Here is an 11,882-nt window from a genome sequence, read left to right as displayed (position 1 = left end):
TCGTCAAAGCCGATCCATGCCGATCCATTCGACCGACGTGGTAATTGCTTCGAGCAGGTCGGGGATCGGTTCGACGCCGATGCCCGGTCCTTCCGGAACCTTCACGTAACCGTTGTCGAGTACGAACGGCTCGGTGATGTCTTCGGCGAAGTACCGGTCGGAAGCCGATGTATCGCCTGGTAGGGCAAATCCGGGGAGCGCGGCAAGCGCGACGTTGGCGGCCCTGCCGATTCCGGTCTCGAGCATTCCGCCGCACCACACGGCAATTCCGTTGGCCTTGCAGACGTCGTGGATACGACGCGATTCCAGATAACCGCCCACACGTCCCGGTTTGATGTTCACCACGCTGCACGCACCGATTGCCAGCGCGTCGGCGGTGACCTTCGCGGAGGTGATCGACTCGTCGAGGCAGACCGGCGTCCGCATCATCTCGGCCAGCCTGGCGTGGCCGCGCAGTTCCTCTTCGGGAAGCGGCTGCTCGATCAGCAGGAGGTCGAAGTCGTCGAGCCGCTGGAGATTGCGGGCGTCAGCCAGGGTGTACGCGGTGTTCGCGTCGACCTGGAGGAGTACGTCGTCGCCGAACCTCTCGCGGACTGCGCGAACCGGCTCGATGTCCCAGCCCGGTTCGATCTTCAGTTTGATGCGCAGGTATCCGGCATCGAGGAACCCGCCTACCTCCTCTAGCAGCTCATCGATCGAATTCTTGATACCCACCGAGACACCCGCGGGTACGCGATCGACCACCGCGCCCAGGTACGAAGACATGCTCGTCCCGGCAGCCCGTAACTCGGCGTCGAGAAATGCGGTTTCCAGTGCCGCTTTGGCCATGGGGTGCCCGGCGAACTGTTCCATCGTCGCGCTCAGTGCGTGCACGTCGGGATCGGTGAGTTGACCCAGAGACGGAATCAGGAACTTACGAAGGACTTCGGCGGCGCCGTCCGTGTATTCGGAGCAGTAGCGAGGCTCGGACATCGCCACGCACTCGCCCCAGCCCTCCGACTCCGAGGTGACTACCTTGACGAACAACACGTCCTTGGTGGTCTCGGTGCCGAACGAGGTACGGAACGGCGCTTTCAACGGCATTGCCGCCCGGCGTAATTCAACTCCGTCGATCTTCACGATGTAACCTCCGCTGTTGTCCTGCCTGCCTGTGTTCCCGGCGCACGGTCCAGCACGTACTTTCCGGTTCTGGTAACTGCGAGAACCACTCCGTTCTCGGCGAGCACACCACCGAGAGTCTCGCGGACTGCCAGGCGCCAGTCGTTCGCCGCCGCCGGGTCCGACTTACGCAGTGTGTACACGTCATTCGGTGTAGCCACCGTGACGAATCGATTCTTGGTCGACTTCAACACGGGCAGGCCGGCTTCGGAGACGGACAGCAGTTCGCTCGCCCCCAAGGACTCGGGAGTCGGGACTTCTCCCGAACCGGCGACGACGTCGGCAACCTTGCTACTACCGATTTCCCAGTCGATCAGCAATCGGTCGCTGTCTGCGCCGCCGTTGAGACTGTCGTTCATCGGCGCGTAGAAACGCGGCAGATACTCGATCGGGAACGCACCGAGCTTCGAGACGTTGAAGTAGGCATTGCGTGCGACGAGCGGGTCGAAAGTCCACCGCACGTGGAGAATTCCCCGTTCCAGTGCCCACGCACGCTGGAACAGTTTCAACGCGAGGCCGATGTGCCCGTTCTGCACGTTCGGGAGGATCCCCGTGATGTGCGAATGCAACGAACGGTGTTGCGGTTCCTCGAAGAATGCAACCGAGCCGCCGATCAAATCTCCACCACGAAACGCGCCGGCGACGTAGTTACCGGAGTATGCGAGCGCTTTCATCATGTCCCGATGGACGGGAGGGTTACCGCTCTCCGGCTGCCATACCTTCTCGAACAGACCGAATACCTGTTCCAACTCGGCATGCCCGGTGACGGTTTCGATAGTCACACATGCAAGCAGGGCGGCCTGCTCGGCCTGGCTGATTGCTTGCCGCATCCTTGAAGGCGATACACCTCCGAATGGTTGAACGGTCTTGCGTTGGACATTGTTCGGCGACGTCATAGTCACAGTCCTCCCTCCAGGATTCGAGTCACCAGACCGGCCAACAAGGTGGCGCGCGGGATCATCTGATCTATCTCTACGTGTTCTGTCGCTGCGTGGGCGCCACCGCCGACGGCACCGAGGCCGTCCAACGTGGGAGTTCCTACTGCGGCAGTGAAATTTCCGTCCGATGCACCGCCGACGGCGCAGTCGCGCAGCATCCCCAAACCGCTCTCACTGCTGACCTGGTGAGCGAGAAAGTACAGCTTCTCCGAAGACACTGATTCCAGTGGTCCACGGTTGGGGCCTCCGGACACCGAAATTCGACTTTCGGCCAGCGCCGGTGTCAGTGCACGGATCGAACGGTCGATGCGTTCCTGTTCCTTCGCCGACCACATGCGAACGTCACACCACAGTTGCGCTTGCGCTGCAACAGTATTGGTGGTCGTGCCGCCACTGATCACGGACGGCACCACCGACGTTCCCGCCGCCGGGTCCGCGAGCTCCACCACGGCCTGAATCTGGTGTGCGAGCTCCACTACAGCGTTCACACCTCGTTCCGGTTCCAGTCCGGCGTGTGCAGCGCGTCCCTCGATGTCGACGCAGTACAGCGACATACCCTTGCGCGCGGTCTTCACTGCGCCGTCGGCTGCGGCTTCGAGGACCAGCACCGCGTCGACCTGACGTGCTTGCTCCTCGATCAGTGCGCGCGAGGTCGGGGAGCCGATTTCCTCGTCGGAACTGAGGAGCACGACCACCCCGTCGAGCGACGGAAGCGATGCGAGCGCGTGGAAGAGCTGGACGATGCCGGCCTTCATGTCGAAGACTCCGGGTCCGGTGGCGATGTTGTCGGTGACAGACCAGGGCAACTCCGCGAGCGTTCCGAGCGGCCAGACGGTGTCGAAATGGCCCAGGAGCATCACCTTCGGCTCCGCGCCGAACGACCAACGCAAGTGCTGGCGCCCGTCGATGCGGATACGTTCGGGGGTGCTTCCGAGGTGGCGTTCGCCGATTTCGGCCACCACGTCCGCACATGCATCGACTGCGCCGAGATCGGAACTGGGCGACTCGGCGGTTACCAACGCCGCCAGGTCTGCCACCATTGATTTCTTGTCCACTCCGACGCTCTCCTGTCACCGACTTGCAACTTCGCAGTCAAGCTTGGTCGAAGCGACCCTGTCGGATCTTGTCCAAGACTCCTGTCCTTCGGGCTCGGATTCGTCGTGTGTCACGAACAGCTGGGTGTCATCAAGCAGGTGTGTCAGGTACCGATCTCTGTTCGGGCGGCAAACAGCTCGGGAAAGAAGCTCAACTCCAGCGCACGTTGCAGGAAGCCGGCACCACCACTCGAACCGCCGGTCCCCTTCTTCATGCCGATCACCCGCAGCACGGTCCGAAGGTGCCGGAACCGCCACAGCTGAAAGCTCTCCTCGAGGTCGACCAACTCCTCGAACGCCTCGTACGCCGTCCAGTGCTGTTCGACGTTCTCGTAGATTGCTTTGACCAGCGGAATCAGTTCGTCGTTTCGCACGTAGGGCGCGCTGACGTCTCGTTCGAGAGCCGACGCCGGAACGTCGTACCCCTGCCTGGACAGGTACCGCCAGAACTCGTCGTACAGTGTCGGCTCCCCGAGCAGGGTCTCCAACAATCGATGGGCGGACGGATCCGATTCGAACACCTTCAGCATGCCCGCGTTCTTGTTTCCGAGCACGAATTCCACGGCGCGGTACTGGTACGACTGGAACCCCGACGAGTTGCCGAGAACGCCCCTGAACTCCGCATACTCCGCCGGCGTCAGTGTCGCCAACACCGACCACTGCTCGGTCAAGGTGGCCTGAATATGTTTGACACGTGCGATCCGCTTGAACGCAACCCGAATGTCGTCGGCAGCGATCGCTGCTCTGGCCGCCCGAATCTCGTGGAGAAACAGCTTGAGCCACAACTCGCTGGTCTGGTGCTGAATGATGAACAAGAGTTCGTCGTGGTGTTCCGGCTCGCTCACCGGGTGCTGCGAATCCAGGAGGGTGTCGAGTCCGAGGTAGGCCCCGTAACTCATCTTCCCGGAAAAATCGGTGACGACGTCGTCTTCGATCTTTCGTGTGCCGTCCGTTGCCGACATCTTCGGTCTCCTTGTCAGAATTTCGCCGGGGTCTGAGGAACGATCATGGCCACCAATGCGGCAGCGCTCGTCGCTCCGACCAGGACTCCGAATGCAGCCATGTACGAGAACTGGTCCACCATCCATCCCATCACGAGCGGGGTGATGAAACCGGCGAACTGACCACAACCGTTGATCAAACCCATTCCGGAACCGAGGAATTCGGCCGGAAGTGCCCGCAACGGCATCGCGAAGATCGACATCGAACACAGACCGCTGATGCCTAGAGCCAACGTCTCGTAGAACGTGAACATCGCGACGGTGTCAGCGGTGGTCATCAGGAACAAAAGGACTGCCGACGTGGCCATACACGGAACCAGAAGGATCCTGGCCCGGTCGTGGAAGTACTTGTCCACCAACCGCCCGCCCACAATCGTGGCCAGCGCCGTGACGATGAAGGGGATTGCGGCAAAGATTCCCGTGTCGATCAGCGAGAGTCCCTTGTCGTTGAGCAGATAACTCGGCACCCAGGTCATCAGCCCGTACGCGGACATGTTGGCCAGGCAGAACAGAATCGCGAACTTCCACACCGACGCGGACTTGAACACCGCGGCGCGAGAGTGCTCGCTCGCCAGAGGTTGCAAGGCTGCCTCGGGATCTTCCGAGATTTCCGTGTCCAGCGGTGCGGGCAGCACCAACCACACCACCGTGCCGATCACTGCGCCGGCGATCGCCACCAGCCAGAACGCGTCACGCCACCCCACGGCCATGAGGACCGGCGCGATGATCAGCGGTGCGATGCCGGGGCCGAGGTTGTTGGCGCCGAGCATGAAACCCATCGCGGTCGCCCTGGTTTTCGGACGCGTCCGCTCAGCCAAAGCCTTGAACGACGCCGCTGGAAAGAGCCCCTGGCTGATGCCGAACATCGCACGCATGACCATCAGCGAGACGAGACCCCACGCGAACCCTGTCAACGCTGTGAAGACCGACCACAGGATCAAAGCAACGATCAACAGTGGCCTGGGTCCGAAGCGGTCGGCCAACATTCCGCCGGGGACCTGCCCGAGCATGTAGAAGATCGCGAATACCGAGACCACGCCACCCAACTGCGTACTGCTGAGCGAGAATTCGTCGCCGATCATCGGAAGCGCAAGCCCGATCATGACGCGATCCACCATGTCGATCAACCAGATGGTACTGAGCAGCCCCACCGTAACGGTGGTCGTACGACGAATCGACTTGTTGTCCATCATTTTTCGAACCGAACCGTCGCTCGCCCGCGACGGCGCTTCCACTGTGACGCGTTCCGCCTTCATCAAGCCTCCCGAATTGTCTTGTGCCGCATGGACTGGAACATTGAAAAGACTGATGAAGTGTGACAGCGAACACGTCTACCGCATTGGTCCGTTTCACCAATAGCCGAAGCAACGTTTGGTCGGTCGGAACATGTTCTGCCCCAAGAGATGACAAATGCCGCCGACACACAAGGCGTCGACGGCATTTCGCGATGGAGTCGCTACTTCATCACGTGCGATTGGCGACTGCCACGATCGTCGAGACGCCTGCGGCTGCAAGCCGAGCATTGACAGTGATCAGACCGAGAATGTCGTCGACGCTACCGAGTGTGTGCGAAATCGTACGATCCGAAATCCGTCGCGAGCCGGGAACAGCCTCGGCGAGTTCAGCTCCCGTGGTGGTGGGGTGAACGATCTCGAGGGTCCATTCGTCACGCAGCTCGACCGGCTTCAGTGTGTCGGCCTTACGCACTGCGCGCTCGGCTCCTGCTCGGATCTGCTCGCACGCCAGCGACGGCGGCAGCGAATTGGTTGCCGACCATCCATGTGCCTTCTTGACCTCGACGGTCTCGGTTGTCGGCGATGCCGCGTCGACCAAGCCGCAGATGATGTCGTCACCCGTCACCAGGCCGACGGGAACGCCCTGGGTGGCAGCGTAGAGGGTGTTGACGTCGGTCTCCGAGACGGACTTGCCGTCGAGGCGGACGTCGGCGAACAAGCTCGAGAACGTGTGCGCCAGGACGCCGGGCCCACCGGCTGGTGCGTGATAGCCGACAAACAGAGCGACGTCGTGATCGGACGTCAGTCCCTCCGCCATGCACTGCATCTTCGGTGTTCCGAAGATCAGACGCGCCCGTGGATCCAGGTCGGCGTGAAGCAGATTGTCCATCGTTCCGTGGCTGTCGTTGACCAGGACGCTCGTCGCACCGGCGTCGAACGCACCGGCGATCGCGGCATTGGTCTCGGCGGTCATGAGCATCTGCGCACGGTGGTAGCCGCCACCGCCGCGGATCGTCTGATCGAGCGTCGCGATACCCGCGATGCCCTCCATGTCCACCGAAATATAGACGTGCATTCCTGTCCTCCATCGATCTCAATCGGCTGAATTGATAACTTCGCTTTCACCTTCACACTCGAGCGCATCCGTTTCTTGTCCGCTCGAACGGTGAGTCGGCCTCCATTTGGGACGTTCACACCAGAATCCGATACCCGAGCCGTGAAACCATCGGGACATTCGCCGGGCCATGCGGTTCGACCAACGACAGGAGTGCAGCGCTGATGCAGGTCCACGACATCGTGTTCACCGGCGGCCGCGTCGTCGATCCCGCATCGGGGACCGACGAGGTTCGGGGCATCGCGATCACCGACGGCAAGGTCTCGGCGTGGGGTCGCGACGCGATCGAAGCCCGGCAGACGATCGACGTGACCGGTCAGGTCATCTGCCCCGGATTCATCGACCTGCACAGCCACGGACAGGAAATCGCCGAGCAGCGACTTCAGGCATTGGACGGAGTCACGACGGCCCTCGAACTGGAAGCCGGCGTCATTCCTGTTGCAAAGGCATATGCCCAGGCCGGCGCCGAGGGCCGCCCGATCAACTACGGCTACGCGACGTCGTGGGCGCACGCCCGAATGATCGAACTCTCAGGGGCCGATCCCGACGGCGACATCAGAACGCTCCTGCACCATCTCGGTTCCCCGAGCTGGCAGGGCGAGCCCACCGCCTCCCAGCGCGCCCACATTCTCGAACTCCTCGAAAACGATCTGGCCGCAGGCGCTCTCGGCATCGGCGTGGTGGTCGGGTACGCGCCGAAATCCGATCCGGTGGAGTACCTACAGGTGGCGGATCTCGCGGCCCGAGCCGGTGTTCCCACCTATACCCATGCGCGCCCGCTCATCTCGGCCGATCCGTCGAGCCCGGTGGATGGTGCCGTCGAAATCGCCCGTGCAGCAGCCGAAACCGGCGCACACATGCACTACTGCCACGTCAACAGCACCTCGGGAATGCACGTCGACCACGCGCTGTCGGTGGTGGCACAAGTTCAGGCAGCCGGATCGCGCGTCACGACGGAGGCGTATCCGTACGGTTCCGGGTCGACGGCCGTCGGAGCTGCGTTTCTCGATCCCGACAAGCTGCACCTGATGAATCTGACACCACGGTCGCTGACATTCGTACCCACCGGTGAACGTATCGCGGACCGCAAACAGCTGGAACATCTTCGGGCCACCGACCCCGGTGGGTTGGTGCTGGTGGAGTTCCTCGACGAGAACGACACCGTGCAGCGCGAATTCCTCGAACGGGCGATGACTTTCGATCGCGCCGCCATCGCGAGCGACGCGATGCCACTGACCTGGCCCGGCCGTTCGCCTGCCGACTCATTGCAGTGGCCACTGCCGAAGAAGGCACTCGGCCACCCCCGCGGCGCCGGCACCTACGCACGTGCGATTCGTACGCTGTACCGCGAGCGTCGGCTGCTGTCGCTGTCGGAGATCATCGCGCGCTGCTCGTTGATCCCTGCGCAGATTCTGGAGGAGTCGGTTCCCTCGATGGCGACGAAAGGTCGGATCAGCCCCGGTAGCGACGCGGACATCCTCGTTTTCGACCCCGAGCGAATCACCGACAACGCCACGTACATCGACGGCACCCGCCCCTCCACCGGTATCAGCCGCGTGCTGGTCGGCGGAGTACCCGTCGTCGAAGACGGTGTCGTGGTCCAGGACGCGTTGCCTGGTCGCCCGGTACGCCGCTCGTAGCCGGATCTCATCCTGACCTGCATAGTTCTGACAGAAAGTCACCACACATGAACACATCGTCTGCAATCAACGGCACAATCGATGCCATGACGGATTTCGCGAACCCCCCGATCGGTTGGCAGCACAAGGCCTTCGGCACCGACCTCGAAGGTCGCGACGGTTCCGACCTCGAGCCGCTGGGGATCTCGGCACTCGACGGCAACCTCCTGCTACCCGTGATGACACTCAACCGTGCAGCGATCGCGCACAATGTCGACCTCATGGCGCAGTTCTGCTCCGACCACGATGTGGATCTGGCGCCTCACGCGAAGACCACGATGAGCCCCGAACTGGTTCGACGGCAGCTCGACGCCGGGGCTTGGGCGATGACGGCGGCAACCGTTGCGCAGGCACGCATTCTGCGTGAGTTCGGTGTGGACACCATCATCATCGCCAGCCAGGTTCTCGATCCCGCCGGTATTCGGTGGATCTGCGACGCCCAGGCCACCGACCCCGATTTCTTCGTCACCACCCTCGTGGACTCGGTCGAGAGCGTCCGCCTGATGGAACAGTTGATCGCGAAAGTCTCACCGGCCACCCGTATCCGGGTTCTCGTCGAACTCGGCTACGACAGCGGACGCGCGGGCGCTCGCACTGTCGAGCAAGCACTCGACGTCGCACGCGCAGCATCGCAGGCACCTTCGTTGATACTCACCGGAGTCGAGGGGTTCGAGGGCATGATGCCCGGAGCCTCGGTAGCAGCCCGCCGTATCTCCGTCGATTCGTATCTCAAATCCGCGCGGGTTTTCACGGAAATCTGTGTGGCCGAGAACCTGTTCGAGAACAACTCCGCGAAGGCTCCCAGGCCACTGGTCACTTTCGGCGGCAGTGCGTTTCACGATCTGGTCGTACGCGAGCTGGCCGGCCGATGGGCACTCGACAATGGTGTACGCATCGTGCTGCGCAGCGGTTGCTATATCACCCATGATCACGGTCTCTATGCCGAAACTTCGCCGTGGGCTGACGGTCCGCGAACTCTGCAGGGAGCCGCAGAGGTCTGGGGCGTAGTGCTCTCCATACCTGAACCCGGACGGGTGATCCTGGGCTTCGGCCGCCGCGATGTCGGTTCCGACGCAGGCTTTCCCATAGTCCTGTGGCGCCGACGCGACGGATCCAACCGATCAGCGCGAGAGCTGACGATCACCGCACTCAACGACCAGCACGCGTACGTCGACGTTCCGGCTGACTTCGACGTGAAGGTCGGCGATCTGCTCGGTTGCGGAATCTCGCATCCCTGCACCACATTCGACAAGTGGTCACTGATTCCCGAGGTCGATTCGGATTACCGCGTCGTCGGCACGGTGCACACCTACTTCTGAGGGGACCGGTTGCGGCAATCCGGCGTCAGTCGTCCTTCGGGTCACGCGGCAATTCGACGCGGAACGTCGTCCCCTGCCCGAGGGAGGTCTCGACGCTGACGGTTCCGTCGTGCGCTGCAACCAAAGCCGAAACGATGGACAGGCCGAGACCGGCGCCCCCGGTCTCACGGGTGCGAGAGGTGTCGGCGCGGTAGAAACGCTCGAAGATCCGCGCGGCATCCTCGTCACTCAAACCCTGACCGGTATCCGAAACCTCGACCACCGCGGAGTTCTCGGTCGTACCGACACGAACGGTGACCTGCGCATCCGGCGGCGTGTGTTTGATCGCGTTGCCCACCAGATTGGCAACTACCTGACGCAGTCTGGCCTCGTCACCATGCACTTCGGGCAGGCCTGGGCCGCCGGTCATCTGAAGTTCGACAGTTCGATCCGGTGCGATCGCTCGTGCCGCCTGTACCGAATCCGCCGCAACTGCAAGCAGATCCACAGGCTTGTTCTCGAGTGGACGCTGTTCGTCGAGTCTTGCCAGCATGAGCAGATCTTCGACCAGAAGTCCCATCCTCGACGCCTCGCCCTCGATCCGGTTCATCAGCGTTTCCGTATCAGTCATGGCGCCTTGGCGATACAACTCGGCGAACCCACGAATAGTCGTCAAGGGTGTGCGCAACTCGTGGCTCGCGTCGCCGACAAACCTACGCATCTTCTCCTCGGAACGCCGGGCCGATTCCTCCGAAGCCTCGGTCGCGGCAAATGCGTGCTGAATCTGCGCGAGCATTCCGTTGAGCGCCACGGACAGTCGACCGACCTCGGTGCGGTCATCGCGCTCCGGAACACGTCGATGAAGGTCGCCGGCGGCAATGGCAGCGGCAGTCTCCTCCACCTCGACAAGCGGACGGAGGCTCCGACGAACCACGAAATACGCTGCGCCGCCGAGGATCAGCAGGACAACCAGGCCGATGCCGAGTTGCAGGCCGACCAAGTCGTCGACGGTCTGCTCGTTATCCGTCAGTCGCACACCGATAGTCGTGGTCGTGCCGTCGCGGACCGTCGTGAGAACCCGCCAGTTCACGTCCGAACCGTCGCTCGATCCGACGGTGATCGGGCCGTTGGTGGAATCTTTCGACAGGTCGGGTTCGGTCGTCGTCGACTTGTCGTTCAGGATGATCACCCGTCCGTCCGGGGTCACGGTCCGAACGAAGAAGGGGCTGGGTGGGCGGGTGCCCGGGCCGACATCACTGGGCGGTTGCAGGTCTCTGCTGTGCGGCTTTGCCCAACCGTCGACCGCTTCGTACAGCGTTTTGTCGGTTCGCTGGGTCAGTGAGTTCTCGAGAGCAGAAGTGACCGCTACACCCGACGCCAACAGACCCAGCGCGGCCAACACCAGCAAGGCCGCAACCAGGGTGAAGCGCAGCGGCAGTGAATGGAGACGGAAACGACCCCGCTTCGGAAGCTGATCGTTTTCCGCGGCGGCGATCATTGCCGCGGTTCACGCATCACGTAGCCGACCCCACGCAATGTGTGAATCAGCGGTGTCTCCCCCGTGTCCACCTTGCGCCGCAGGTAGGAAACGTAGGACTCGACAACTCCGACCTCCCCACCGAAGTCGTAATTCCAGACGTGGTCGAGAATCCGCGGTTTGCTGAGAACCGTCCCGGCGTTGACCATGAAGTATCGGAGCAGTGTGAACTCGGTGGGCGAGAGTGCAACCAACTCGCCCTTCTTCCAGACCTCGCGGGTGTCGTCGTCGAGTTCGATGTCGGCGAACTTCACCCGCGGCGACTGCTCCGGCGCGACACCGCGACCGGCGCGGCGCAGGATGACCCGCAACCGCGTCACGACTTCTTCGAGGCTGAAGGGCTTGGTCACGTAGTCGTCCGCGCCGAGGGTCAGGCCGCTGATCTTGTCGTCGAGCGAATCCTTCGCCGTCAGAAACAGGACCGGCGCGTCCACGCCGTCGGCGCGCAGGCGCCGAAGCAGACCGAAGCCGTCCATCCCGGGCATCATGACGTCGAGAACGATCGCGTCGGGACGGAATGTCCGTGCGACGTCCAGGCCTTGGGCGCCGCTCGAAGCAGTTGCCACCTCGAAACCCTGGAATCGGAGGCTCACGGAGAGCAACTCCACGATGGTGGGTTCGTCGTCGACAACGAGGATGCGGGCTTCGGGGGTCTTGTCGGTCACGAGAACCATCTTCTCCCCTGCCACTGGATTCCCGCTGTATGTTCCCTGGGAGCTTCCTGTGAACGGCCGGGTGCATGTGATGGACTGAGTACAGGTGAAAAGCCAGGTGCAGGTGAAAAGCCGGGTGCAGCTGAAAAGCTGGGGTGCAGGCCCACGAACCGGA

10 protein-coding genes are annotated in these 11,882 nt (G+C 62.5%); 2 read left to right on the top strand and 8 right to left on the bottom strand.

Annotated elements, in window-relative coordinates; translation table 11 throughout:
• Positions 1-3: 3 nt before the first annotated feature.
• From menC to GN300_RS15800, 6 genes are all read right to left on the bottom strand, one after another.
• On the bottom strand, positions 4-1,119 hold the full coding sequence (gene menC / locus GN300_RS15825) for an o-succinylbenzoate synthase (RefSeq protein WP_007734378.1): 1,116 nt from the start codon (positions 1,117-1,119) through the stop codon (positions 4-6).
• Entirely contained in the window at positions 1,116-1,988 is an 873-nt protein-coding gene (locus GN300_RS15820; RefSeq protein WP_233405650.1) for a GNAT family N-acetyltransferase, read from the bottom strand. The genes menC and GN300_RS15820 overlap by 4 nt, the downstream gene beginning before the upstream one ends.
• Before the next feature lie 68 nt (positions 1,989-2,056).
• The gene (locus GN300_RS15815) at positions 2,057-3,151 is read right to left on the bottom strand and encodes a M20 family metallopeptidase (protein ID WP_063314990.1); all 1,095 of its coding nucleotides are present in this window, start codon (positions 3,149-3,151) and stop codon (positions 2,057-2,059) included.
• Between the two features lie 143 nt (positions 3,152-3,294).
• Positions 3,295-4,152: a tryptophan 2,3-dioxygenase gene (locus GN300_RS15810; protein ID WP_003945883.1), complete on the bottom strand. Its 858-nt coding sequence runs from the start codon at positions 4,150-4,152 to the stop codon at positions 3,295-3,297.
• A gap of 14 nt (positions 4,153-4,166) precedes the next feature.
• A complete protein-coding gene (locus GN300_RS15805) occupies positions 4,167-5,447 on the bottom strand; it encodes an MFS transporter (RefSeq protein WP_063314991.1) in 1,281 nt (426 codons plus the stop codon).
• A 208-nt stretch (positions 5,448-5,655) separates the two neighbouring features.
• On the bottom strand, positions 5,656-6,501 hold the full coding sequence (locus GN300_RS15800) for a M55 family metallopeptidase (RefSeq protein WP_007734371.1): 846 nt from the start codon (positions 6,499-6,501) through the stop codon (positions 5,656-5,658).
• A gap of 203 nt (positions 6,502-6,704) precedes the next feature.
• Here GN300_RS15800 and GN300_RS15795 point away from each other — a divergent pair, with 203 nt between their 5' ends.
• Together GN300_RS15795 and GN300_RS15790 are read left to right on the top strand one after the other, a co-directional pair.
• Positions 6,705-8,180: an amidohydrolase family protein gene (locus GN300_RS15795; RefSeq protein WP_063314992.1), complete on the top strand. Its 1,476-nt coding sequence runs from the start codon at positions 6,705-6,707 to the stop codon at positions 8,178-8,180.
• 47 nt (positions 8,181-8,227) lie between these two features.
• A complete protein-coding gene (locus tag GN300_RS15790; protein WP_063314993.1) occupies positions 8,228-9,538 on the top strand; it encodes an alanine racemase in 1,311 nt (436 codons plus the stop codon).
• 25 nt (positions 9,539-9,563) lie between these two features.
• On the opposite strand, the gene GN300_RS15785 is transcribed toward GN300_RS15790, so the two are convergent.
• Both GN300_RS15785 and GN300_RS15780 read right to left on the bottom strand, forming a co-directional pair.
• Entirely contained in the window at positions 9,564-11,015 is a 1,452-nt protein-coding gene (locus GN300_RS15785) for a cell wall metabolism sensor histidine kinase WalK (RefSeq protein WP_003945873.1), read from the bottom strand.
• On the bottom strand, positions 11,012-11,728 hold the full coding sequence (locus GN300_RS15780; RefSeq protein ID WP_007734368.1) for a response regulator transcription factor: 717 nt from the start codon (positions 11,726-11,728) through the stop codon (positions 11,012-11,014). Before GN300_RS15780 ends, GN300_RS15785 begins: the two co-directional genes overlap by 4 nt.
• Positions 11,729-11,882: the final 154 nt, after the last annotated feature.

The sequence above is a fragment of the Rhodococcus sp. Ni2 genome (assembly GCF_021352185.1).
GTDB lineage: Bacteria > Actinomycetota > Actinomycetes > Mycobacteriales > Mycobacteriaceae > Rhodococcus_F > Rhodococcus_F qingshengii.
The sequence above is the reverse complement of the archived record's forward strand: the minus strand, read 5'-3'. Positions and strand labels throughout refer to the sequence as shown.

Excerpts from the sequence above, each read along its gene's own strand:
- GN300_RS15820 (WP_233405650.1), bottom strand. The coding sequence starts at position 1,988 with ATGCGGCAAGCAATCAGCCAGGCCGAGCAGGCCGCCCTGCTTGCATGT.
- GN300_RS15810 (WP_003945883.1), bottom strand. The coding sequence starts at position 4,152 with ATGTCGGCAACGGACGGCACACGAAAGATCGAAGACGACGTCGTCACC.
- GN300_RS15805 (WP_063314991.1), bottom strand. The coding sequence starts at position 5,447 with ATGAAGGCGGAACGCGTCACAGTGGAAGCGCCGTCGCGGGCGAGCGAC.
- GN300_RS15800 (WP_007734371.1), bottom strand. The coding sequence starts at position 6,501 with ATGCACGTCTATATTTCGGTGGACATGGAGGGCATCGCGGGTATCGCG.
- GN300_RS15795 (WP_063314992.1), top strand. The coding sequence starts at position 6,705 with ATGCAGGTCCACGACATCGTGTTCACCGGCGGCCGCGTCGTCGATCCC.
- GN300_RS15790 (WP_063314993.1), top strand. The coding sequence starts at position 8,228 with ATGAACACATCGTCTGCAATCAACGGCACAATCGATGCCATGACGGAT.
- GN300_RS15785 (WP_003945873.1), bottom strand. The coding sequence starts at position 11,015 with ATGATCGCCGCCGCGGAAAACGATCAGCTTCCGAAGCGGGGTCGTTTC.
- GN300_RS15780 (WP_007734368.1), bottom strand. The coding sequence starts at position 11,728 with ATGGTTCTCGTGACCGACAAGACCCCCGAAGCCCGCATCCTCGTTGTC.